The organism is Paracidovorax citrulli, from assembly GCF_900100305.1.
Taxonomy (GTDB): domain Bacteria; phylum Pseudomonadota; class Gammaproteobacteria; order Burkholderiales; family Burkholderiaceae_C; genus Paracidovorax; species Paracidovorax citrulli.
Map to the genome: position 1 here is coordinate 26,103 of NZ_FNEY01000003.1, position 23,834 is coordinate 49,936.

The 23,834-nt window shown below is 67.6% G+C and carries 21 protein-coding genes and 1 pseudogene; 2 read left to right on the forward strand and 20 right to left on the reverse strand.

What is annotated here, in order from left to right; genetic code table 11:
- Positions 1-81: 81 nt before the first annotated feature.
- From BLR99_RS02550 to BLR99_RS02575, 6 genes are all read right to left on the reverse strand, one after another.
- The gene (locus tag BLR99_RS02550; protein ID WP_074686784.1) at positions 82-981 is read right to left on the reverse strand and encodes an SDR family oxidoreductase; all 900 of its coding nucleotides are present in this window, start codon (positions 979-981) and stop codon (positions 82-84) included.
- Complete coding sequence (locus BLR99_RS02555) at positions 978-1,934, reverse strand: glutathione S-transferase family protein (RefSeq protein WP_017438540.1); 957 nt, start codon at positions 1,932-1,934, stop codon at positions 978-980. Before BLR99_RS02555 ends, BLR99_RS02550 begins: the two co-directional genes overlap by 4 nt.
- Before the next feature lie 34 nt (positions 1,935-1,968).
- The gene (locus BLR99_RS02560; protein WP_017438539.1) at positions 1,969-2,439 is read right to left on the reverse strand and encodes a GNAT family N-acetyltransferase; all 471 of its coding nucleotides are present in this window, start codon (positions 2,437-2,439) and stop codon (positions 1,969-1,971) included.
- A complete protein-coding gene (locus BLR99_RS02565) occupies positions 2,439-3,455 on the reverse strand; it encodes an NADP-dependent oxidoreductase (protein ID WP_017438538.1) in 1,017 nt (338 codons plus the stop codon). The genes BLR99_RS02560 and BLR99_RS02565 overlap by 1 nt, the downstream gene beginning before the upstream one ends.
- Positions 3,456-3,501: 46 nt before the next feature.
- Complete coding sequence (locus tag BLR99_RS02570) at positions 3,502-3,918, reverse strand: PaaI family thioesterase (protein ID WP_017438537.1); 417 nt, start codon at positions 3,916-3,918, stop codon at positions 3,502-3,504.
- A gap of 100 nt (positions 3,919-4,018) precedes the next feature.
- Complete coding sequence (locus BLR99_RS02575) at positions 4,019-4,810, reverse strand: SDR family oxidoreductase (protein WP_017438536.1); 792 nt, start codon at positions 4,808-4,810, stop codon at positions 4,019-4,021.
- A 307-nt stretch (positions 4,811-5,117) separates the two neighbouring features.
- Here BLR99_RS02575 and xopG point away from each other — a divergent pair, with 307 nt between their 5' ends.
- Positions 5,118-5,768 carry a XopG/HopH/AvrPtoH family type III secretion system effector gene (gene xopG / locus BLR99_RS02580; RefSeq protein WP_074686786.1) on the forward strand — a complete coding sequence of 217 codons (651 nt, stop codon included), beginning with the start codon at positions 5,118-5,120 and terminating at the stop codon, positions 5,766-5,768.
- A 75-nt stretch (positions 5,769-5,843) separates the two neighbouring features.
- On the opposite strand, the gene BLR99_RS02585 is transcribed toward xopG, so the two are convergent.
- The 4 genes from BLR99_RS02585 to BLR99_RS02600 form a co-directional block, all read right to left on the reverse strand.
- Positions 5,844-7,739 carry an acyl-CoA dehydrogenase gene (locus BLR99_RS02585; protein WP_046060190.1) on the reverse strand — a complete coding sequence of 632 codons (1,896 nt, stop codon included), beginning with the start codon at positions 7,737-7,739 and terminating at the stop codon, positions 5,844-5,846.
- Positions 7,740-7,843: 104 nt separating this feature from the next.
- Positions 7,844-8,320 (reverse strand): PaaI family thioesterase, encoded by a 477-nt coding sequence (locus BLR99_RS02590; RefSeq protein WP_046060191.1) that lies wholly within the window; start codon positions 8,318-8,320, stop codon positions 7,844-7,846.
- 7 nt (positions 8,321-8,327) lie between these two features.
- Entirely contained in the window at positions 8,328-9,503 is a 1,176-nt protein-coding gene (locus BLR99_RS02595; RefSeq protein WP_011795966.1) for an acetyl-CoA C-acyltransferase, read from the reverse strand.
- Between the two features lie 43 nt (positions 9,504-9,546).
- Positions 9,547-11,646, reverse strand: coding sequence for a 3-hydroxyacyl-CoA dehydrogenase NAD-binding domain-containing protein (locus BLR99_RS02600; protein WP_046060192.1), 2,100 nt, complete (start codon positions 11,644-11,646; stop codon positions 9,547-9,549).
- A gap of 340 nt (positions 11,647-11,986) precedes the next feature.
- Between BLR99_RS02600 and BLR99_RS02605 the strand changes: the two genes are divergently transcribed.
- Positions 11,987-13,333 (forward strand): glycoside hydrolase family 5 protein, encoded by a 1,347-nt coding sequence (locus BLR99_RS02605; protein WP_048857740.1) that lies wholly within the window; start codon positions 11,987-11,989, stop codon positions 13,331-13,333.
- Here the strand turns inward: BLR99_RS02605 and BLR99_RS02610 are convergent.
- The 10 genes and pseudogenes from BLR99_RS02610 to BLR99_RS02655 form a co-directional block, all read right to left on the reverse strand.
- Positions 13,306-15,555, reverse strand: a complete 2,250-nt coding sequence (locus tag BLR99_RS02610; protein WP_377792838.1) for a putative bifunctional diguanylate cyclase/phosphodiesterase — start codon at positions 15,553-15,555, stop codon at positions 13,306-13,308. The genes BLR99_RS02605 and BLR99_RS02610 overlap by 28 nt on opposite strands.
- Positions 15,552-16,304: a GGDEF domain-containing protein gene (locus tag BLR99_RS02615; protein ID WP_046060194.1), complete on the reverse strand. Its 753-nt coding sequence runs from the start codon at positions 16,302-16,304 to the stop codon at positions 15,552-15,554. The genes BLR99_RS02610 and BLR99_RS02615 overlap by 4 nt, the downstream gene beginning before the upstream one ends.
- A gap of 3 nt (positions 16,305-16,307) precedes the next feature.
- A complete protein-coding gene (locus BLR99_RS02620; RefSeq protein WP_046060195.1) occupies positions 16,308-16,697 on the reverse strand; it encodes a DUF1987 domain-containing protein in 390 nt (129 codons plus the stop codon).
- Positions 16,698-16,728: 31 nt separating this feature from the next.
- Positions 16,729-17,301: a SiaB family protein kinase gene (locus tag BLR99_RS02625; protein WP_011796015.1), complete on the reverse strand. Its 573-nt coding sequence runs from the start codon at positions 17,299-17,301 to the stop codon at positions 16,729-16,731.
- Between the two features lie 33 nt (positions 17,302-17,334).
- A pseudogene (locus BLR99_RS02630) lies at positions 17,335-18,563 on the reverse strand (SpoIIE family protein phosphatase).
- 145 nt (positions 18,564-18,708) lie between these two features.
- The gene (locus BLR99_RS02635) at positions 18,709-19,404 is read right to left on the reverse strand and encodes an ABC transporter ATP-binding protein (protein WP_017438179.1); all 696 of its coding nucleotides are present in this window, start codon (positions 19,402-19,404) and stop codon (positions 18,709-18,711) included.
- Position 19,405: 1 nt separating this feature from the next.
- Positions 19,406-20,200 carry an ABC transporter ATP-binding protein gene (locus BLR99_RS02640; protein WP_011796018.1) on the reverse strand — a complete coding sequence of 265 codons (795 nt, stop codon included), beginning with the start codon at positions 20,198-20,200 and terminating at the stop codon, positions 19,406-19,408.
- Entirely contained in the window at positions 20,197-21,519 is a 1,323-nt protein-coding gene (locus tag BLR99_RS02645; RefSeq protein WP_011796019.1) for a branched-chain amino acid ABC transporter permease, read from the reverse strand. The genes BLR99_RS02640 and BLR99_RS02645 overlap by 4 nt, the downstream gene beginning before the upstream one ends.
- A 4-nt stretch (positions 21,520-21,523) precedes the next feature.
- Positions 21,524-22,477 carry a branched-chain amino acid ABC transporter permease gene (locus BLR99_RS02650; protein ID WP_011796020.1) on the reverse strand — a complete coding sequence of 318 codons (954 nt, stop codon included), beginning with the start codon at positions 22,475-22,477 and terminating at the stop codon, positions 21,524-21,526.
- 112 nt (positions 22,478-22,589) lie between these two features.
- Positions 22,590-23,825: a branched-chain amino acid ABC transporter substrate-binding protein gene (locus BLR99_RS02655; RefSeq protein ID WP_046060198.1), complete on the reverse strand. Its 1,236-nt coding sequence runs from the start codon at positions 23,823-23,825 to the stop codon at positions 22,590-22,592.
- Between the last annotated feature and the right edge of the window lie 9 nt (positions 23,826-23,834).

A 23,834-nucleotide genomic window follows, 5' to 3' on the forward strand; every position in this document is an offset into this window, starting at 1 on the left:
GGGTCCCGCTGCGCGCCGTCTGACCGTGGTTGCCCGTTCCCCATGCCCCGGCAACCGCCAGGGCAACACCGGGTGCGGGAGTCAGGCCGGCGCGCGCAACTGCTCGCGCAGGCGCCGGCCGATGTCGGGGCGCTCGAGGAACGGGTCCGGCGGGTTGCGGACGCCCACGATGCTTTCCATGCGGCTTTGCACGTTGCCCAGCGCCTGGGGGTGGCTGAAGAGGTAGAAGCGGTTGGCGGAGATGCCGTCGAACACCATCTGCGCCACCTCGGCGGCCGTGACCTTGCCGCTGCCCACGGCCTTGTCGGTCATGGCCTGGCCGATGAGCTGGCTGCGCGTGGGGGGCGCGGCCACCGCATCGGGCCGGTTGCGCTCGCTGCGGCCGATGCCTGTGGGGACGAAATACGGGCAGAGCACGCTGGCGCCGACCTGGTCCGTGACCAGGTCCTGGTACAGGGTTTCGGTGAGGCTCACCACGGCGTGCTTGCTCACGTTGTAGATGCCCATGTTCGGGGGCGTGAGCAGGCCGGCCATGCTGGCGGTGTTGACGATGTGGCCGCGCCAGGCGGGATCCTGCCGCGCGGCATCGAGCATCATGGGCGTGAAGAGGCGCACGCCATGCACCACGCCCATGAGGTTCACGCCGAGCACCCAGTTCCAGTCGGCGACGGTGTTCTCCCAGACCAGGCCCCCGGCTCCCACGCCGGCATTGTTGAAGACGAAATGCGGTGCGCCGAAACGGTCCCGGACGTCGGACGCGAGGCGTTCCATCTGCCCGGCGTCGGCCACGTCCACGCGCCTGGCCAGCACGTCGGCACCGGCGGCCCGGACCTCGGCCTCGGCCTGGTCCAGCGCGTCCTGCTGCACATCGACCAGCACGAGGCGCATGCCGCGCCGCGCGCCGATGCGGGCGCATTCGAGTCCGAATCCCGATCCCGCGCCGGTGAGCACGGCGGTCTTGCCCTGGAAGTCTTCGATCATGGTGTGGTTGTCTCCGTGGAAGTGAGCGTGTAGCCGATGCGCGGGAAATGCACGTGGAGCGTGCCCGCGCGCGGGTCGGTGCGTGCGAGCGTGTAGCGCGTGCGGGTGGCGGCGACGAGGTGGCCTTCGGTCGGTTCGGTGCCGAAGCTCTCCGCGGCGATCGACACGCGAGCGCCCAGCGGTATGCCGTGCTCGTCCTGGAAGACGTCGTCCACGAGCGGCAGCGGCTCGGCCCCGGCGGCCACCGTGATGGCATCCTGGGCGCCGAATTTCTCCATGCGTCCATGGCCGATGGCGGCGATGCGGTCCATCCACTCCAGCACGGCGGGGGTGGCCTTGAAGATGTCGGCCATCACCGGCACGCACTGCCGGGTGAACCACAGCGGGTGGTAGGCGGCGAAGTCGGCCACGCACGGCTCCGCGCCGAAGAGGTAGTCGTGCTCCTCGACCATGTGGGCGATGCGCCGCAGGTAGGAGCGGTAGGCGGCCGTGGCGTCCTGGGGGCGCAGGCGGTTCATGCCGGCGCTCATGGCCTTGCGGTCGGCGCCGAAGGCCTGCGCGGCCGTGGGCGGGAGGTTGGCGAACAGCTCGGCCGCGCCCCGCGGCTGGAGGTTGTAGGCCATGGCGGCCCAGAACAGGGTCGTATCCGACCACTGGGCGAAAACACGGGACACGCCCTTGAGGGCCAGGGGATACAGCACCGGCTCGGGCTGCAGGTGTTCCAGCACGTCGCAGATCAGGGCCGTGTCGCAATAGATGTCGGCGCCGATCTGCAGGAACGGCGTGCGGCGGTATCCGCCCGTGAGCGCCACCACGTCGGGCTTGGGCGCGATGCTCGGGACGATCACCGACTTCCAGGCCAGCTGCTTGAAGCCGAGGGCGAGCCGGATCTTTTCCGAGAACGGCGACGAGGGATAGTGGTGCAGGATGGGTTCGGGCAGGGACGAGGCCATGGCTTCTCCTGGTGGGTTTCCGGGCAGGCGCAGGTTACGCCGGAGCGGAGGTCGGCGTCCACAGCATCTCGACGTGGGGGATGCCGTCCTCCAGGTATTCGGGCGAGACCGTGGTGAACCCGGCCTCGCCATAGAAGCGCTGCAGGTGGGCCTGCGCGCTGATGCGCACCGCCCAGCCCGGCCATGCGGCCGCGCAGCGCGCGAGGCCTTCGTGCACGATCAGGCGGCCGGCCCCTGTGCCGCGGGCCTCGGGCGCCGTGACCACGCGGCCGATGGCCGGCTCGGCGTACTTCACCCCGGGATCGACCACGCGCAGGTAGGCCTGCAGGCGCCCTGCAGCGTCACGCCCGAGCAGGTGCCAGGCGCATTTGTCGGCTTCGTCGGGGTCCTGGTAGGGCCCCTGCTCCAGGATGAACACGCGGCAGCGCAGGGCGAGCGCGTCGTGCAACGCATGCACGCCGAGATCGTCGAAGCGGGACCAGTGCCAGAGCAGCGGCGCGGCCATCAGACCAGCTTGACCAGCTGCTTGCCGAAGTTCTTGCCCTTGAGCAGGCCGAGGAAGGCTTCCGGCGCGGCGGCGATGCCCTCCGCGATCGTCTCGCGCGGACGCAGCTTGCCGGAGCCGACGAGCCCGCCCAGCTCCTTGAGGGCCTCGGGCCAGATCTCCATGTGCTCGCTGACGATGAAACCCTGCACCTTCATGCGGTTGATGAGGATGAGGGCCGGGTTCTGCAGCGGCAGGGGCTGGCCGTCGTAGCCGGCGATCATGCCGCACACGGCCACCCGCGCGAAGGCGTTGGCGCGCAGCAGCACGGCGTCGAGGATGTAGCCGCCGACATTCTCGAAGTAGCCGTCGATGCCCTGGGGGCAGGCCTGCTTCAGCGCCTGGGACATGCTCTTGAGGTCGCCGTGCTCGCGATGGTCGATGCAGGCGTCGAAGCCCAGTTCCTCGGTCACGTAGCGGCACTTGTCGGGGCCGCCGGCGATGCCCACCACGCGGCAGCCGCGCGCCTTGGCGAGGGCACCGAACGCGCTGCCCACGGCGCCGGAGGCCGCGCTGACCACCATGGTTTCGCCGGCCTTGGGCTCGATGATCTTCACGAGGCCGTACCAGGCGGTCACGCCGGGCATGCCCACCGCTCCGAGGTAGTGCGACAGCGGCACGTGGGTGGTGTCCACCTTGCGCAGCATGCCGGGCGCGTTGCCGTCCACCACGCTCCACTCCTGCCAGCCGCCCATGCCGACGACCTTGTCGCCCACGGCGAACTTGGGGTGGCGGCTTTCCGCCACTTCGCCGACGGTGCCGCCGATCATGACCTCGCCCAGGGGCTGGGACGCGGCGTAGCTCTTGCTGTCGTTCATGCGGCCGCGCATGTACGGGTCCAGGCTCAGGTAATGGTGGCGCACGAGCACCTGGCCGTCCTGCAGCGCGGGCGTGTCGGTGGCGACGAGCTTGAAGTTGCCGGTGGTGGCTTCGCCCTGCGGGCGGCTGTCCAGGAGGATCTGCTGGTTGCGTGGCATGGAGTTTTCCTTTTTCGGTAAAACGGGAAATACGCAGGGAAACGGGTCAGTCGGTAGGAACCGATGCCGCGGGCTGTGCGGGCCGCTTCATGTATTTGAAGGTGCCGGTGGCATGGCTGCAGAGGCGCCCTTCGGCGTCGTGGATGCTGGCTTCCGTGAAGGCGAGCGCGGTCGTGCGGTGCAGGAGCCGGCCCCGCGCCACCAGCGGCCCGCGGGCGGCCTGCATGAAACTGGTCTTCATCTCGATGGTGACCACGCCGATGTCGGGCGGCACGTCGCTGCGGGCCGCCGTGGCCATGGCGACATCCATCAGGGTCATGGTGGCGCCGCCGTGGGTGACGCCGAAGGAATTCAGGTGGTCCGGCTGCGCTGTGTAATGCAGCTCGGATTCTCCGCCCTGCATATGGTGCAGGGTGAAGCCGAGGTGGCTGACAAAGGGAATTTCGGCGCCGAAGCTCAACACGGGGGGACACTCCATCAGGGGATCTGGGAAGCTGCCAGCATAGCGAACGCAGCCGCCGCAGCGAAGCAGGCGCGCGGCGGTGCGGTGCGTGATGCGCCCTTCAGCCCCCGGTCACCACGCTGACGCCGCCATCGACGGCCATCCACTGGCCGGTGATGTGCTTGCCGGCGTCCGAGGCGTAGAGCAGGCACAGCCCCTTGAGGTCTTCCTCGTCGCCCAGGCGGCGCAGCGGCGCGTGCTCGGCCATTTTCTGCTCGCCCAGGGTCTCGATGAGCACGGAGGCCATCTTGGTCTTGAAGAAGCCCGGGCAGATGGCGTTGACATTGATACCGTGGACGCCCCACTCCGCCGCCAGCGCACGCGTGAAGTTGATCACGGCGCCCTTGGAGGTGTTGTAGGCAATGGTTTTCATCTGGATGGGGTTGCCGCCCAGCCCGGCGATGGAGGCCACGTTGATGATGCGGCCGCTCTTGCGCGGGATCATGCTGTGCTTGGCAATGGCCTGCGACAGCAGGAAGTAGCCGCGCACGTTGAGGTTCATGACCTTGTCCCACGCCGCGGTGGGATGTTCTTCGGCAGGAGCGCCCCAGCTGGCGCCCGCGTTGTTCACGAGGATATCGATATCGCCCATGCGCTGCAGCGTTTCCTGCGCGAGGCGCTGGATGTCGGCCTCCTGCCCGCAGTCGGCGGCGATCCAGCGCGCGTCGATGCCGGCGGCCTGCAGCGTGGCGGCGGACTCTTCCAGATCGGCCGCCTTGCGGGATGTCAGCATGATCTTCGCGCCCGCTTCGCCCAGCGCCTGGGCAAGTTGCAGCCCGAGGCCGCGCGAGCCGCCGGTGACGAGGGCGGTCTTGCCGGAAAGATCGAAAAGTTGCTGGACCGTGCGGGTCATGGGTGTGTGTCTCCTGGAGTGAACGGGATGCGGGTGACGTGCCCGGACCATTATGGGAGGGCCGAATGGATGGGATTGTCGCGAGAGTGATTGTCGGCGCCCGTGCCCAATGGCGGCGCGAAGACCGGTGGCGCGGTGGAAAATCCGCTCCGCATCCAGAAACCATCGCACCGTGCACCGCAATCAAGAAGATCGCTTCGCCTGCCATTCAATCCATCGTCGCAGCTCAGCCGTCCGTCCCCGGGCATATCGACAATTCGTTTAACCAGACTTTCAGGCTGACATATGCCCCTAGAAATTACAGAATATTTACGCCCAGAGCATCCGAAACGAAGAACGCGAACTGCAAAGGTTCACCGCTGAAGTGAACGTCCATCTGCATGCCATTCAGTCCCGCCCTTCAGGCGGCCAACTGCTCAGGGAACTGGCGGAGATCGGCGACAGGCAGAACCACAAGCTCACCATCCACGAAATGGAGCCCACCAGAGCAGGGCCGCGCGCGCAAGGCGTGCTGTCCCGCCATCAGTTGGAAAGGGACCCCAACGCAACCAGTTTCAGCGAGATCAATGAAATTGCTGAGGAGCGGTATGCCATCAAGACCCGCAACGGCCCCAATGAAGGCTCGAGCGTGCTGATATCCTGGACAGCGCATCAGACCAGTATGGGACTGGACTCGGATGGAGACCCCACGGGCCCGTGCGCCAGTCATACGGACAAGGTGAGCCTTCTGGCCCATGAACTCGTGCATGCCAAACACATGATGGCTGGCACCTGGAAAGGAAATTCCGGCAGTCCCGCCGACCCTGAATCATCTGCCGGCAAAGAAGAGTTGCGAGCGGTCGGGCTCGGCAAGTATAAATATTCGGCAACCGGTGAACCTTCTGAAAACTCAGTCAGGGCAGAACACGGCTTGCCGAAAAGAAAGAGCTACCATTATTCAGGTTACCGAAGCGACTGACGGAGCAGACAAAGCCCTTCCCATGATCCATGGGGAGGCGCAAACTCCATCATCGCGCGCGGCCGGCTGCAGCGATCAGAATCCATCTTCGGGCATCTCCGCGCACGTCATGTCGCGGGTGCGGACGACGTTCAGCCAGGCGCCGATCTTCGGCAGTTCATAGCGGAAGAAATAGCGCATGGCGCCCAGCCGGCCCGTGTCGTCGGCCGCCAGGGACGGCGCAGACGCGGCATCGCGGGCGAGCACGGCGACCGCGATGTCCAGCCATATCCACGCCATCACCATGTGCCCGGCCGCCTGCATGTAGGGCACGGCGTTGGCCAGCGCCTCGGCGGGCTCGCCGGTGGCCCAGGCCGCCTTGGTGGCCGCGCCGACTTCGGCCAGTGCGCGGGCCAGCTCATTGGCATGCGCCGCGAGTTCGGGCCGCTCCATGGCGCGCTGGATGGTGGCGTTCACGCGCCCGGCAAGCAGCTGCAGGCCGCGGCCTGCCTCCATGACCACCTTGCGTCCCAGCAGGTCCATCGCCTGGATGCCGTGCGTGCCTTCGTGGATCATGTTGAGGCGGTTGTCGCGCCAGTACTGCTCCACCGGGAAGTCGCGCGTGTAGCCATAGCCGCCGTGGATCTGGATGGCCAGGGAGTTGGCCTCCAGGCACCATTCGCTGGGCCAGCTCTTGGCGATGGGCGTGAGCACTTCCAGCAGGAGCCGCGCCTCGTCGGCGGCTTCGGGACTGCCGGTATGCTGCTCGTCCACGAGGCGCGCGCAGTAGAGGTTGAGGGCCAGGGCGCCTTCGCCGTAGCTCTTCTGCGCCAGCAGCATGCGCCGGATGTCGGCATGCTCGATGAGGCGCACGGGCGGCGCGGAGGCGTCCTTGCCGGCCTTGCCGTCGCCCGCTGCCGAGCGCGGCACGATCGGCCGGCCCTGGGTGCGGTCCCTGGCGTACTGCAGGCTCGCGCGGTAGCCGGCCAGGCCGAGCATGGTGGCGGCCATGCCGATGCCGATGCGGGCCTCGTTCATCATGTGGAACATGCACTTCAGGCCGTCGCCCGGCCCGCCCACCCGGAAGCCGATGGCGCCCGCGCCACGGCCGTCCAGCCCGCCCGGCCCCTGCCCGGCCCGCACGGGGTACGTGCCCTCTCCGAAATTGAGCAGCGTGTTGGTGGTGCCACGCCAGCCGAGCTTGTGGTTGAGGCCCGCCAGGGTCACATCGTTGCGCTCGCCGGTGAGCTGCCCGGAGCGGTCCACCAGGTGCTTGGGCACGATGAAGAGCGAAATGCCCTTCACGCCGGGCACCGGGCGGCCGTCCGGCCCGGGGATCTTGGCCAGCACGAGGTGGACGATGTTCTCGGTCATCTCGTGGTCGCCGGAGGAAATCCACATCTTGTTGCCGGCCAGGCGGTAGCGCGGGCCGAGCGGATCGGACTCGAAATCGTCCCCGTCGGGCACGGCGCGCGTGGCGATGTCGGAGAGCGAGGAGCCTGCCTGGGGCTCGGAGAGGCACATGGTGCCGGACCAGCGCCCGTTGAATTCGTTGAGGGCGAAGACTTCACGCTGCGCCTCGGTGCCGTGCACCATGAGCAGGTTGGCGTTGCCGACGGTGAGCAGGTTGGAGCCGATGCTGATCGACGCTTCCGCGAAGAAGCTGTTGGCCGCGGCCTCGAGGGTGTAGGGCAGCTGCATGCCGCCGATGGCGTAATCCTGGGCCGCGCTCAGCATGCCGGACTCGGCATAGGCCCTGCGGGCTTCGTGCGTGGCGCGGGGCAGCACGACGCGTCCGTCTTCCATGCGCGGCTCTTCGGTGTCCACGAGGCGGTTGAACGGGGCGTATTTCTCCCGGGCAATGCGCTCGCAGGTGTCGAGCACGGCATCGAAGGTTTCGCGCGAATGGTCGGCGAATCGCTCCCGCTGCGTAAGCGCGGTGGCATCGAGCCAGTCGTGGAGCAGGAAGTCGAGGGTGGAGCGCAGTGGCATGGATGCATTTCCGCAGTTGGATGGCTGCGCCCCCGCGCCCGCCGGGCGCGCAGCCTGGAACAAAAAGATGTCATCACCCGCCAGCCGGGACCGGCAGGACCGTGTCAGCCGGCGGACGGCCCGCCGGGCGCGGCGGGCAGCGCCGCGATGGTGCCCTGGGCCGCGGCGCAGAGCTTCTCGAGGCCGTCCGCGACCGCATAGACCTCGCACCGGCACACGGCCTGGGTGCGCCCGGAGTGCAGCGTCTCCGCCCGTGCGACCAGCCATTCGCCGCGGGCCGGCCGCAGGTAGTTGATCTTGAGCTCGGAGGTGACCACCGGGACCTGCAGCGCCGCGCCACCCGCATAGGTGAGCGCGTTGTCGGCCAGGTAGCTCACCACGCCGCCATGCACGAAGCCGTGCTGCTGGAGCAGCTGCGGCGTGACGGGCAGGCGCAGTTCGCAGCGCGACGGAGAGAAGGCGGCCAGCTCGGCCCCCAGCAGCTGGCTGAAGGGCTGCCGGGCCAGCACGTCGCGGCCATAGGCCAGCCATTCGGACTCGCTGCGGGGCGTTGCCGCGCCCTCTTCCAGGCTGCGGGACATGGCGCGCTCAGAACACTTCGAACACGCCGGCGGCACCCATGCCGCCGCCGATGCACATCGTGACGCAGACGCGCTTGGCGCCGCGGCGGCGGCCTTCGATGAGCGCATGGCCCGTGAGGCGCTGGCCGCTCACGCCGTAGGGATGGCCGAGGGCGATGGCGCCGCCGTTCACGTTCAGGCGGTCGGCCGGAATGCCGAGCTTGTCGCGGCAGTACAGCACCTGCACGGCAAAGGCTTCGTTCAACTCCCAGAGGTCGATGTCCTGCACCGTCAGGCCCAGCTTCTTGAGCACCTTGGGCACGGCGAAGACGGGGCCGATGCCCATCTCGTCCGGCTCGCAGCCTGCGACGGCGAAGCCGAGGAAGCGGCCCAGGGGCTTAAGGCCCTTGCGGCTCGCATAGTCTTCGCTCGTGATGACGCAGGCACCCGCGCCATCGGAGAATTGGCTCGCGTTGCCGGCGGAAATCACACCGCCGGGCAGCGCGGGCTTGATGCCGCTGATGCCTTCCTTGGTCGTGCCTTCGCGCGTGCCTTCATCCTTGCTCACCGTGACCTGCTTGGTGATCAGGCCGAGGGTCTTGTCGGCCACGCCGGCCGTGACGGTGATGGGCGCGATCTCGTCGTCGAACTTGCCGGCGGCCTGTGCGGCGCAGGCCTTCTGCTGGCTGGCGGCGCCGTATTCGTCCATGGCGTCGCGGCTGATGTGGTAGCGCTTGGCGACCTGTTCGGCGGTTTCCAGCATGCTCCAGTAGATCTCGGGCTTGGCCTTGGCCAGTTCGAGGTCGCGCAGCATGTGCAGGTTCATCTCCTGCTGCACGCAGGAGATGCTCTCGACGCCGCCGGCGACGAACACGTCGGCCTCGCCCGCGATGATGCGCTGCGCAGCCAGCGCGATGGTCTGCAGGCCCGAGGAGCAGAAGCGGTTGACGGTCATGCCCGAGGTGGTGACGGGCAGGCCGGCGCGCAGGGCGATCTGGCGCGCGATGTTCGCGCCGGTCGCGCCTTCGGGGTTGGCGCAGCCCATGATGACGTCGTCGACTTCAGCGCCGTCGATGCCGGCGCGCTGCACGGCGTGCTGCACCGCATGGCCACCGAGCGTGGCGCCGTGGGTCATGTTGAAGGAGCCCTTCCAGCTCTTGGCGAGCGGCGTGCGGGCGGTGGAAACGATCACTGCGGAGGTCATGTGCGGATTCCCTGGTTCTTTGCAAACATGCGGACGGCGCGGGTCAGGCGAAGGCCTTGCCCTCGGCTGCGAGGCGGGAGAGCAGCGGCGCGGGCTCCCATGCGGCGGCATCGTCCAGCGGGTTCTGCGCGAAGCGCTGCATCGACTGCGCGACGTTGAAGAGGCCCACTTCGCTCGCGTAGTGCATCGGGCCGCCGCGGTGGATGGGAAAGCCATAGCCCGTGAGGTACACCATGTCGATGTCGCCGGACTTGCTCGCGATGCCCTCTTCCAGGATCTTCGCGCCTTCATTGACCAGGGCATAGACCAGGCGCTGCACGATCTCCTCGTCGCTGATCTTGCGCGGCGTAATGCCGAGTTCCTTGCGGTGGTCCTCGATCATCTTGTTCACCAGCTCGCTCGGGATGGCATCGCGCTTGCCCGGCTTGTAGTCGTACCAGCCGGCGCCCGTTTTCTGACCGTAGCGGCCCAGTTCGCAGAGCTTGTCGGCCGTGCGGCTGTACTTCATGTCCGGGCGCTCGACGGCGCGGCGCTTGCGGATCGCCCAGCCGATGTCGTTGCCGGCGAGGTCGCCCATGCGGAACGGCCCCATGGCGAAGCCGAACTTCTCGATGGCCTTGTCCACCTGCTGGGGCGTGGCGCCTTCGTCGAGCAGGAAGCCGGCCTGCTGGCTGTAGCGCTCGATCATCCGGTTGCCGATGAAGCCGTCGCACACGCCGGAGACCACGGCCGTCTTCTTGATCTTCTTGGCGAGCGCCATCACGGTGGCGAGCACGTCCTTGGCGGTCTGCTTGCCGCGCACCACCTCCAGCAGCTTCATCACGTTGGCGGGACTGAAGAAGTGCATGCCGACCACGTCCTGCGGGCGCTTCGTGAAGGCGGCGATCCGGTCCACGTCGAGCGTGGAGGTGTTGGACGCGAGGATGGCGCCGGGCTTGGCGACCTCGTCGAGCTTCCTGAACACGGTTTCCTTGACGCCCATCTCTTCGAACACGGCCTCGATGACGAGGTCCACGTCCTTCAGATCGTCATAGTTCAGCGTGGGCGTGAGCAGGGCCATGCGTTGCTCGTACTTGTCCTGCTTGAGCTTGCCCTTGGCGACCTGGGCCTCGTAGTTCTTGCGGATGGTGGCCAGGCCCCGGTCCAGCGCTTCCTGCTTGGTTTCCAGGATGGTGACGGGAATGCCGGCGTTCAGGAAGTTCATGCTGATGCCGCCGCCCATGGTGCCGGCGCCGATCACGCCCACCTTGCTGATCTCCCGCTTCGGGGTGTCCGAGGGCACGTCGGGGATCTTGCTCGCGGCGCGCTCGGCCAGGAACAGGTGGCGCAGCGCGCGCGATTCGGGCGTCCACATGAGGTTGACGAACAGCTCGCGCTCGTAGGCCAGGCCGTCCTCGAACTTGCGCTTGGTGGCGGCCTCCACGGCGTCCACGCACTTGAGCGGCGCGGGGAAGTTCTTCGCCATGCCCTTGACCATGTTGCGGGCGAACTGGAAGTAGGCATCGCCCTGCGGGTGCTTGGCCGGCAGGTTGCGCACCAGCGGCAACGGGCGGGTGTCGGCCACGCTGCGCGCGAAGGCCAGGGCCTCTTCGGCGAGCGATTCGGCCGAGGCGGCCATCCTGTCGAACAGCTTCTGGCCGGGCATGCCGCCGATCAGCTCGCTCTTCACGGGCTCGCCGCTCACGATCATGTTGAGCGCGGCTTCCACGCCGACGACGCGCGGCAGGCGCTGGGTGCCGCCCGCGCCGGGCAGCAGGCCCAGCTTCACTTCGGGCAGCGCCATGCTGCAGCCAGGGGCGGCGACGCGGTAGTGGCAGCCCAGGGCCAGCTCCAGGCCGCCGCCCATGCACACGGTGTGGATGGCGGCCACGACCGGCTTGGCCGAACCTTCCACCGCGCGGATCACCGAGTGCAGGTTGGGCTCCTGCATCGCCTTGTCCGTGCCGAATTCCTTGATGTCCGCCCCGCCGGAGAACGCGCCGCCGGCCCCCGTGACGACGATGGCCTTCACGGCCGCATCGGCATTCGCGCGGGCCAGCCCGTCGGTGATGCCCTTGCGCGTGGCATGGCCCAGCCCGTTCACGGGCGGGTTGGCCAGGGTGATCACGGCTACATCGCCGTGGACTTGGTATTCAGCGGTCATTGCTTGTCCCTTGGTTGGTATGGAAAAGAACGGTCGTGCTTTTTGATTCTAGAGAGTCCGGGCGAGGATGCCAGCCAGGGTTGTCCCGGCTGGGACAGAAGGCATGGCCGGGGAGGGACGGCGCGCCGCATGCAGGGGTGGCGCAGAGGCCACGGCCAACAGCCGGTTACAGCCGTGTCACGGGTCCGCCGCTAAGGTGGCGTTCGCGCGGGAAGGCCCCCTGCCGGACGCCGATCCGCGCCGTGTTCCAGGGGCGCGCCGGGCGCGTCCTGCCAACGCAGCACAGACGCCCTGGATCCGCTGTTCCCTCCCCCATCATCCTCCATTGAAAGGTTTTTCCATGCCCATTCCACCACACCAGGCATCCCGGCAGGCTCCAACCGCATCGTCCGCGGCGGCCATCCCCCGCCGCTCCGTGCTCCAGGGCGGACTGGGTGCCGCCGCCTGGGCCGCCACGGCCGGCTGGTCGGCGGGACACGCCGCCACCGCATCGCTGCCCCTGGCGGGCATGAACCTGTCGGGCCTCGGCTCGAACAGTTTCGTGGAGAACGCGCAGATCGGCACGCACTACCGCGACATTTCCGACAAGCACATCGCCGCGGCAGGCGACTGCCCGCTGTTTCGCCTGCCGACCACGGCGCAGCGCTTCAGCACAGGCCAGGGCATGCCCCTGGACGAGACGTACACGAAGCAGGTGGGCACGGTGCTGGATCGCCTGGCGGCGCAGGGCAAGCGCGCGATCCTGGAACTGCACGACTACATGCGCCTGCCCACGCGGGTGGCGGCGCGCCAGGGTTTCCGCATCCAGTCGGGCCAGCTCGTGGGGCCGGATGGCCGCGCGGTGGCCGACCCGGCCGACCCCGCGGTGTGGAGCGGTACCTACACGCAGGGGGCCTTCAACTACGTGGGATATTTCGACGGCCGCGACCAGTTGCTCAAGCTCTACGAATACCGCGTGATCGGCACGCAGGGCTGCAAGCTCTACACCGAGGACGGCCTGCCGGACCTGTGGCTGCGCCTCGTGCAGCGGTTCCGCGAGCATCCGGCGATCTTCGGCTGGGGATTGATGAACGAGCCCTACACCGGCAAGGAAAAGAACGCCAATGGCAGCGCGCTGGACATGCGGGCGCTCTGGCAGCGGACCGCGACGCGCACGGCCGCGCGCATCTTCGACCACGACCGCAAGCACTTCGTCTTCATCTGCGGCAACGAATTCGCGACCGCCAGCGAGTGGAAGAAATACTCGGACGCCCTGGCGACCATCCCCGACCCGTACGGGCTCATCGTGTACGAGGCCCACAACTACCTGGACAACAACGGGCAAGGCGGCGGTGCCTGGAAGAACCCGCAGGAGACCGTGGCGCCGGACACCGGCGAGAAGATGGTGGCGAATTTCCTGCAATGGCTGCAGGACAACGGCAAGCGCGGCTTCCTGGGCGAGCACGGCTATCCGGAAAACAATGCGAGCGCCGAGGTGGCGACGCGGCGCATGCTGCAGCTCCTGCAAAGAAACAACGTGCCCAGCACGCAGTGGTGCTTCGGCCCCGGCTGGCCTGACGGAGACCCGCTGGGCATGAGCCGGGACACCGGCGCGGACACCATCGCGGTCAAGGGCAACATCGCGGCGGTGCAGCCCTTCTTCAAGGAACGCCTGGCGACCTACCTGCCGCCGCTGCGACCGAACTGACGCTGCGCGGCGGGCCGTGCCGCCAGCCAGGCCCGCAGTTGCTGCAGGTCCATGGGTACGGCGATATGGTAGCCCTGCCCTTCGTCGCATCCCATGCGCAGCAGCGCGTCCCACGTGGCGGCGTCCTCGATGCCCTCGGCCATCACGCGCAGGCCCAACTGGTGCCCGAGCCTCAGGATCATCTCGGCGATGCGCGCGCCCTGCGCTCCGGTGGGGCGGCGCACGAAGCTGCGGTCGATCTTGATGCGGTCCAGGGGCAGGCGCTCCAGGTAGCTCAGGGACGAGTAGCCGGTGCCGAAGTCGTCGATGGCGATGCTGACGCCGTCGGCGCGCAGCGAGGCCAGCGTGGACTGCAGCAACTGGGTGGGCACCACAGCGACGGACTCCGTGATTTCCAGCTCCAGCTGGCTGCCGCGCAGGCCGCTGGCCGCCAGCGCCGCCCGCACCGCATCCGGGAACGCGGGGTCCTGCAACTGGACCACCGACACGTTCACGGAAATGCGCGGCGGCGTCAGGCCTTCGCGGGCCAGGGCACACAGGGTCTGGCAGGCCGTGGAGAGCACCCATTGTCCGAGCGGCGCGATGAGGCCCGAGTGCTCCGCGATCGGAATGAAGTCATCCGGAGAGACGAACCGCCCGTCGGGCAGGCGCCAGCGCAGCAGGGCCTCCATGCCCACGAGGGCGCCGGTGCCCAGATGCAGTTGCGGCTGATAGACCAGGAACAGCCGGGCATCGTCGATCGCCGCGCGCAGGTCGGACAGCAGCATCGCGCGGTCGCGGGCCTCCCGGCCCATGTGTTCGAGGTACTGCAGGTGCTGGCCGCGGTGGTCCCGTTTGGCCCGCTTGAGGGCGATGGTCGCATCCTTGACGAGGTCCGCGCCCTTCTGGGCATCCGAGGGCAAGTGGACGTAGCCGCAGGTGAGCGACACTTTCTGCGGCACGCCGTCCACGACCGGCGGCGGCCGCACGCACTGCAGCAATTGCGGCAACGCCACCTGGCGGGCTTCGCCGAGCACGCCGAAGGTGTCCGAGCCCACGCGCGCCAGCAGCACGCCGGAGGGCAGCGCGTCGGCCAGGCGGCGGGCCACGGCCTCCAGCAGCCGGTAGCCGAAGGCATGGCCCATCACGTCGTTCGCCGCGCTGAAGTCGTCGATGTCGATCAGCGCCAGGACATGGTCCTGCGCGCCGCCGCGCCGCACGCAGTCGTCCACCTTCTCGACGAAATGCGCGCGGTTGGGCAGGCGGACCAGCGGGTCGTAGTAGGCGAAGCGGCGCAGCCGGTCCAGCAGGTCCCGGTTGAGCAGCAGGGTCCGCATGTTGATGGAAAAGACATCCAGCAGTTGGCGATCCAGTGCGTTGTGGGGATGCGGCGTGTCCACGAAGACGGCCATGCCGCGCTCGCTCCGGTTGCCGAAGTACAGCGCGATGCCGCCCTCTTCCCCATGGACGTTGTGGCTGAACTTGAGCGCCCGGGCCAGCAATTGCCGGCAGCGGACGTCGGGCAGCGCATCGATATCCCGGCCGATGCATCCGGCGAACCGGCCCGTCGCCGCCACCACCCGGCAGCTGTCGGCTGCGGCACCGTGCAGCATACATGCCATGCCCCGCGCCCCGCCGTCCAGCAAGGCGCCGAGCTGGGTCAGTACGCCGGTTGCGAAAGCCTGCAGATCGGGCTCTTCCAGCAGCGCCGCGCTGGAACGCACGATGAGTTCGAGGCTGCGGCGGCTGGCGTCGATGGAGCAGCGCTGTTCGTAGGAGCGGATGGCGGAGAGGACCACGGGCAACAGCCGCCCCTGCGCCCATTCGGATTTCGCGCGGAAATCGTTGATGTCGTAGCGCAGCAGCGTGTCCTCGTCCGGCGCATGGCCCGCCTGCGCGGTACACAGCACGATGCGGGTATTGCCCAGGCCGGCGGTGTGGCGGATGAAATCCAGCATTTCGGCATCGCCGGCGTCTCCGTCCTCAGTAGCGCCGAGCAGCACCACCGCGATGCCGGATGCGCCCAGCAGCATGGCACGCGCCTGCGAACGGGTGTACGCATGGAGGCAGCCCAGGGGGCGGCCCAGCAGTTCCACGCCTTCCAGCGTGTCCTGCACCACGCCGTGCACGCCAGGATCGCCGTCCACCACCAGTACCTGCCACGCCGGGTCCGCGCACGGCGCGGCGGCGGGCTGGCATTCGGGCTCGGCGACGGGGCCGTCCATCCCGACCTGGATGCTCATGGATTCGGCGCGTGCGCCGCCGGGGCCGCGCGCAACACGCGATTGCGACCCGCGCGCTTGGCACCGTAGAGCGCCTCGTCGGCCAGCCCGTAGGCATCGTCGAACACACAGCCGCCCGGCAGCCAGCTCACTCCGAAGCTGGCGGTCACGCGGCTGCCGTCGGGCAGGCCGAAATCGAAGCGCTCGATGGCCCGGCGGGCGGCCTCGGCCACGCGTTCGCAGGCCATCGCGTCCTCCTCGGGCAGCAGCACCGTGAACTCCTCCCCGCCGACCCGGCCGATCTGCGCCGAACCGGGCACCACGGACTTGAGCCGATCCACCACGCCGCGGATGACGCTGTCGCCGACGGGATGGCCGAAGCTGTCGTTCACCTTCTTGAAATGGTCGATGTCCAGCACGATGAGCGCGACGCTGCCGGTCTCGAACCGGCCGTTGACCTGCTCGATGATGGCCGCCCGGTTGAGCACGCCGGTCAGCGGATCGTGGGTGGCGCGGTAGTGCAATTGCTCCGCCAGCTCCGTCAGCTGCTGGTTGAGCTGGTTCATCTCCAGTTCGGCCCGGTCGCTGCGGCGCACGAGGCGCCGTGTTTCGCGCAGGAGCCGCTCATAGGCGGCGAGCAGATCCCCCAGCGCCTGCCGGCATCCCTCGCCGTGCCCGGGCGTATGGCATGCCTCATAAGCGGCGCGGGCGGACAGCAGTGCGCGATTCTCGGATTCGAAGAGATCGGGTGGCGTGGCCATGGCGTCCATCGGTCAGGACGGCATTACCGGGTGGCAGGTGAATTCGAGCTCGGGAAAATCGTCGCTCAATTCCTGGCCGAATTCGAGGATGGTGTCGTCCTCCTCATCGTAGTACCAGTGGAGCGCGACGGTGTTGCCCTCTTCCGCCGCGTCGTTCAGCGCGTCGATGAGATTGAACAGCATCTTCGTGCTGGAGCTGTTGAAGTAGGCCAGCGCAATGTGCACTTCAATGCGCTGTTCCCGCTGCTGCGACAGGTATTCACGCAGGCGCGCGATGACGTCGCCATAGAACGCCGCGGCGTTCTCGGGATAGGACTCGCCGCGCAGGTGGAGGGTGTGCCTGTCGAACTGGAAGTCCACCTCGGGGGAACTGGGGGTCGGTGCGATGTAAAGATTGTCCATGGTGTTCTCTGCTTGGGGCTGGCGCCGCGGCTCAGATCGCAGCCTTCAGGTAGAAGACCGGCGTGCCTGCCGCGCCCTGCGCGGCTTCGAAGTCGAATTCGAGTGGCGCGCTGGCATCGCGGGCCACCGTCAGGAATCCCATGCCGGCGCCCTTGCTGCCCGAGGGCGTTTCCTCGCGCAGGGTCTGGCGGTAGGCCTGCTTGATCTCGTCGAGCGTCATGCTGCACAGGTGTTCGAGCTTGGCGCGCAGCTCGTCGGCCGCGGCCGCCTCGATGGGATTCGCGCACAGCAGCAGGAATCGGCCGTCGGTTTCCCGGCGGATGCAGACCGAACCGTGGCGCAGCTCCCCTTCCGTCTGGCTGGGCGGCGTCAGGGTGTCGGAGGAGTAGTGAATGATGTTCTGCGCCATCTCGATGAAGGACGAGAACAGCTTGCGCCGCGTGGGCCCGGCGATGCCGGCCACCTCCAGCTGCAGCTTCACGGCGTCCGCCATGGCCGCCACGATGTGCTGGGAGAAGTAGCCGACGTAATAGAAGATCACCTGGTGTTCCCGGGCGACGCTGAAGAAGGGGCCGTACTTGCTGGAAATCATGGGGAAAGGCATTGCTGCGGGACGTCGTGGATGAAGGGGGCGGCTTCAGGCTCGGAAGCACAGGAACGTCACGTCGTCGCGCCGTTCGTGTTCTCCCTGCCATTGGTTCAGGGCGTCCCGCATGGCACGGTTGATGTCCTCCGGCCGGCCGTCCCGGTGGCCCAGCAACAGATCGCGAATCCGGCGCTTGCCCAGTGCGATGGCGCGCGGGCCGCCCACCTGATCGATCAGCCCGTCCGTGGTGACGAATACGAGGCTGCCTGCCGGCAGGTGCAGCGTCTGGTTCTGCCATGCGTAATCCATCCCGCTGTCCACGTAGCCCACGCCCTTGCGCTGGCCTTCGGCGGTTTCCACCGCGTCGGCGCCGGGCCGCAGCACATGGAGCGAGAGCCGGGCGCCGGAGAACACCAGCCGCTCGGCGGCGGGCTCGTACCAGAAAAAGGCGGCGTCCATGCCGTCGTCGGAACCCGGCGTCTCGTCCTTGCCGTCCACCTGGCCCAGGACCTGCTTGATGCTCTGGTTCACGCTGGCCAGCAGGCACGCAGGATCGCGCGGTCCGTGCCGCTCGATCGCCTGGCCCAGGCTGGTGGACGCGATGAGCGTCATGAACGCGCCGGGCACGCCATGGCCGGTGCAGTCCGCCACGGCCCCGAACCATCCGTCGTCCGCGAGGCTGAACTGGTAGAAATCGCCCCCGACCACGTCGCGCGGCTCCCACACCAGGGCGGCCTGCGGACAGGCGCGCGCCAGCGTCTCCCGCGAAGTGCGCAGCGTGGACTGCTGTATCACGCTGGCGTACTCGATGCTGTGCATGATCTGCCGGTTGCGGGACGCCTGCATGTCCGCCACCACGCGCATCAGCTGCAGCCCGTTGCCCACGCCGGCGAACGCGCCCTCGCGGGTGATGATGAAGCCGTCGGACAGCGCCTTCTCGCCATACTCCACCGCCCGGCGGGTGAGCGTGTCGATGTCCATCGCCACGTCCACGACGAGGGGTTCCTTGTCCATGAAGGCGATGCAGCTCTTGCGGCCGTACAGTTCCATGCGGAACTGCTTGCTCATCTGCGAAAGATGTTGCGGTTGATGAGGCCGATGGGCCGCCCGTCTTCCACCACGGGCAGCGCGGCGAGATCCCGGTGGCGGCTGAACGCCTCCATGACGTCCTCGTTCGTCTGGCCGGCGGTCATGCACGGCACGGGCGTGCACAGGTCCGCGGCGCTGGGAGGGCGGAAACGGGGGCGGAATTGGGTCAGATACGCACGGGATTCGGACATGCCTGCGGCGCCGGAAATGATGTCAGTAAATGTTAATGACACAACATTTCCGTTTGATGACAACTATCGCCTGGCCGATGACAATTGGCTTTCGGACATGACACGCCCGTTCCCGACCCGTGGCGCTACCGGGCGGATCAGGGGCTCACACCTCCAGCCACTCCCGCCGCACTGCCGTATCCGCGCGCAAGCCTTCGGGCGTGCCGTCGAAGACGATGCTGCCGTGGCCCATGACGAGTGCCCGGTCGGAGATCCGCATCGCGATGGTGAGTTTTTGCTCGATGAGCAGTACCGACACGCCGCGCTCGCGGATCTTCGTGAGGTATTCGCCCACCAGCTCGACGATCTTCGGGGCCAGCCCCTCGGTGGGCTCGTCGATGATGATGAGGTCCGGATCGCCCATGAGCGTGCGGCAGAGCGTGAGCATCTGCTGCTCGCCGCCGGACATCACCCCGGCCTCGGTGTGCTGCCGCTCCTTGAGGCGCGGGAACATCGCGTACATGTCGTCGAAGCCCCAGCGGCTGCCTTTGCCCCGGCCCTTCTGGCCCAGCAGCAGGTTCTGGTGCACGGTCAGGTTGGGAAACACGTCGCGGCTCTCGGGCACGTAGCCCAGGCCCAGGTGCGCGATCTCGTAGGGCTTGCGGCCCGTGAGCCCCTGCCCCTTCCACTCGAGCGTGCCCTCCCAGTGCACCAGGCCCATGATGGCCTTGGCCGTGGTGGAGCGGCCCGAGCCGTTGCGCCCCAGCAGGGCCACGATCTCGCCGGGGGCCACGTCGAAACCCACTCCGTGCAGCACGTGGCTCTTGCCGTAATAGGCGTGCAGATTGTCGATGTGCAGCATGTCAGTGGCCCTCCGCCTGCTCTGCGGCGATCACCGATCCCAGATAGGCCTCCTGCACGCGCGGATTGGCGCGCACGGCCTCCGGAGTGTCGAAGGCGATCACCTCCCCGTACACCACCACCGCGATGCGGTCGGCCAGGCCGAAGACCACGCCCATGTCGTGCTCCACCGTCAGCAGCGTGCGCCCCTGGGTGACTTCGCGGATCAGCTGGATGAAGCGCGTGGTCTCGCTCTTGCTCATGCCCGCCGTGGGCTCGTCCAGCAGGATGACGCTGGCACCGCCGGCGATGGTGATGCCGATCTCCAGCGCGCGCTGCTCCGCATAGGTCAGGTTCATGGCCAGGGTGTCGCGCTTGGATTCCAGGTGGATCTGCCCCAGCAGTTCCTCCGCCCGGGCGTTCGCGTCGTGGAGCCGGGAAAGGAAGCGCCAGAAGCTGTAGCGGTAGCCCAGGCTCCAGAGCACGCCACAGCGCAGGTTCTCGAACACGCTCAGCTTCGGGAAGATGTTGGTGATCTGGAAGCTGCGCGACAGGCCCATGCGGTTGATCTCGTACGGCGCCCTGCCGTCGATGCGCTGGCCGTTGAGCAGCACCTCGCCGCTGGTGGGACCGAAGCGCCCGCTGATCAGGTTGAACAAGGTGGATTTGCCCGCACCGTTCGGGCCGATGATGGCCACGCGCTCGCCGGCCCGCACCGACAGGTTGGCGCCGCGGATGATCTCCGTCTTGCCGAAGCGCTTGCGCAGGTCGCGCAGTTCCAGCGCAGGGGCTGCAGGATGGTGGTTCACGGCCGTCATGCGCGGTCTCCCCGGCCGGAAAGGCCCGACCGCAGGTCTCGTTCGATGCCCTCCTGGGTGGCTCCCCAGGCCAGGGCGAAGCGCCTGCGGCACACCTCGAACAGGCCCAGCCCCACGGCGAACACGATGCCGGCGCCGATCCAGGTCGCGGTACTGCGCGCATCGAGGGTCATGCCCAGGAATCCGATCTGCGGCCCGAGCGCCGCGTTGAGCTGCAGGTGGTAGGTCATCTCGATCATCGCGGCGGCGCCCGCGACCGCGATGAGCGCGGAGCAGGCGAGCGCGAGGTAGCCCGGCAACAACGGCTTGAGCCGCCCATGGCGCGCAACGCGCAGGTTCATCATGATCAGGCTGGCGATGCCACCGGGGGCGTACATGACCATGAACAGGAACACCAGGCCCAGGTACAGCAGCCAGGCCTTGGAGAGTTCCGACAGCAGCACGGAGGCGAAGACCAGCAGCACCGCGCCGATGATGGGCCCGAAGAAGAAGGTGGCGCCGCCGAGGAAGGTGAACAGCAGGTAGGAGCCCGAGCGCATCACGCTCACGCTGTCGGCCGCGGTGACGATCTCGAAATTGATCGCCGCCAGCGCGCCGCCGATGCCGGCGAAGAAGCCGGAGATGATGAAGGCGTAATAGCGCACGCGCTGGGTGTTGTAGCCGATGAACTCCACGCGCTCCGGGTTGTCGCGCACCGCGTTCAGCATGCGGCCGAGCGGCGTGCCGGTGAAGGCGAACATGAGCGCCGTGCAGACGAAGCAGTAGGCGGCGATCAGGTAGTACACCTGGATGGCCGGGCCGAAGGTGATGCCGAAGAACCCCTTGCCGTAGACGCGGTCGGTCGTGATGCCGCCCTCGCCCCCGAACACCTCGGGGAACATCAGCGCCATGGAGGCCACGAGCTCGCCGATGCCCAGCGTGATCATCGCGAACGTGGTACCGGACTTCTTCGTGGTGACGAAGCCCAGCAGCACCGCGAAGAACATGCCGGCCAGGCCGCCTACCAGCGGGATGAGGACCAGCGGCACGGGCAGCGCGCCCTTGCCGGCCCAGTTCATGGCGTGCACGGCCATGAAGGAGCCCAGGCCGGTATAGACGGCATGCCCGAAACTCAGCATGCCGCCCTGCCCCAGCAGGATGTTGTAGGACAGGCAGATGATGATGAGGTAGCCGATCTGCGAGAGCATGGTGAGCGCCAGGCTGCTGGTGAACAGCATCGGCGCCACGATCAGCGCCAGCGCGAACAGGCCCCAGACCACGGCGCGGCCGATGTCGAGCGGCCGGAAACGATAGACCCCGGAAGTTGGATGCATGGCCATGGTGTCAGTCCTCCCGCGTTCCGAGCAGTCCCTTGGGACGGAAGATCAGGATCAGCACGAGGAAAAGGTACGGCAGGATCGGCGCGACCTGCGAGATGGTGAGCTTGAGCAAGGGGTAGCCGAAGGTCTGCTCCGTGACGGCCATGCCCGCCGTGCGCAGCGCGTCCGCCAGGGAGTAGTCCAGGGCGACGGCGAAGGTCTGCACCAGGCCGATGATGAGCGAAGCCAGGAAGGCCCCCGCGAGCGAGCCCATGCCCCCCACCACGACGACCACGAAGATGATGGAGCCCACCGAGGCGGCCATCGCTGGCTCGGTGACGTAGGTGTTGCCGCCGATGACGCCCGCCAGCCCGGCCAGGGCGCAGCCGCCGCCGAACACCAGCATGAAGACCCGGGGCACGTTGTGGCCGAGCGCTTCCACCATCTCGGGTTGCTTGAGCGCCGCCTGGATGACGAGGCCGATGCGCGTGCGGGTCAGGACCAGCCAGACGGACAGCAGCATCAGCAGCGCCACCAGCATCACGAAGGAGCGCGACTTGGGAAACTGCGTGCCGTAGAGCGTGAAAAGCGGCCCCTGCAGCTGGGACGGCAGGCCGTAGGGCACGGTGGAGCGTCCCCAGACGAGCTGCACGACCTCCAGAATGAGGTACGACAGGCCGAAGGTGACGAGCAATTCGGGCACGTGCCCGAACTTGTGAACCCGCCGCAGCGCGTAGCGCTCGAACGCCGCGCCCAGTGCCCCCACGGCCAGCGGCGCGATGACGAGCGCGGGCCAGAAGCCCACCACGCCCGAAATGGAGTAGGCGAAATAGGCGCCGAGCATGTAGAAGCTGGTGTGGGCGAAATTGAGCACACCCATCATGCTGAAGATCAGCGTCAGCCCGGAACTCAGCATGAACAGCAGGAGCCCGTAGCTCAATCCATTGAGCAGGGAGATGACGAAAAACTCGAGGTTCATCGGGATCAGGCCGCGAGGCGCTTGCGGGAGGGGCTGGACGGGAGGACCGTGGGGAAGCACCCGGGGCGGCGTGCGCCCCGGGTCCGGCCGGTGTGGGGGCCCGCCAGGGCGGTCAGGAAGGCCGCTTCATCTGGCACGAAGTGGGCGTGCTCGCCACGTAGGGCTCGTAGTACTTCACGGGCACGAAGGTGTAGCCCGTATTTTCCGCATCGTAGGGGTACTTGCCGCCCGCCTTCTCCCACTTGGAGACGAAGAGGCCCTGCTGAAGCTGGTGGTCGGACTTGCGCATTTCCACCTCGCCGTTGAAGCTGTTGAACTTCATGCCCTCCAGCACGCTGGCCACCTTCACGGGGTCGGTGCTCTTGGCCTTCACGAAGCCCGCGTCCAGCATCGCGAAGGCGTGGTAGACGGCCCCCGTGTACATGTCGTCGTTGAACTTCTTCTTGTAGTCGGCCACCACGCGGCCGATGTCGCCGGGCAGGTTCAGGTGGTTGTACGAGACCATGTACACGCGCCCTGCCGCGGCCGCGCCCATGGCGGTGGGCGAGCCGGTCACGCCGCCGTAGTAGGTGTAGAAGTTGACATTGTTCAGGCCCGCGTCGTTCGCCGCCTTGATCAGCAGCGCGAGGTCGGAGCCCCAGTTGCCGGTGATCACCGTGTCGGCGCCCGACTGCTTGATCTTGGCGATGTAGGGCGCGAAATCGCGCACCTGGGCCAGGGGGTGCAGGTCGTCGCCCACGATCTGCACGTCGGGCCGCTTGCGGGCCAGGTTCTCCTTGGCGTACTTGGAGACCTGCTGGCCGTGCGCGTAGTTCTGGTTGATGAGATAGACCTTCTTGATGGCGGGCTGGTCCTTCATGAAGGTGGTCATGGCCTCCATCTTCATCGACGTGTCGGCGTCGAGGCGGAAGTGCCAGTAGCTGCACTTGCTGTTGGTGAGGTCCGGATCGACCGCGGCGTAGTTGAGGTAGAGCACCTCCTTGCCGGGATTGCGCGCATTGTGCTTTTCCAGCGCGTCGATGATGGCGAGCGCGGGTCCGGAGCCGTTGCCCTGCACCACGTAGCGCGCGCCCTGGTCCATCGCGGAGCGCAGCGCGCTGGTGGTTTCCTGGGGGCTGAGCTTGTTGTCGATGCCGATGACCTCGAACTTCACGCCCGAGGCGTTCTTCTTGCTGAATTCCTCTGCGAGGAACTGGAAGCTCTTGAGTTGGTTGGTGCCCACCGCGGCCATCAGGCCCGAAAGTGGATCGAGCCAGGCGATCTTGACGGTTTCGCCCTTCTGGGCAAAGGCACCGCCTGCGGTCGCCAACATTGCAGATACAGCCACCAGTTTGATAGCAAATCTCATCGCCTGTCT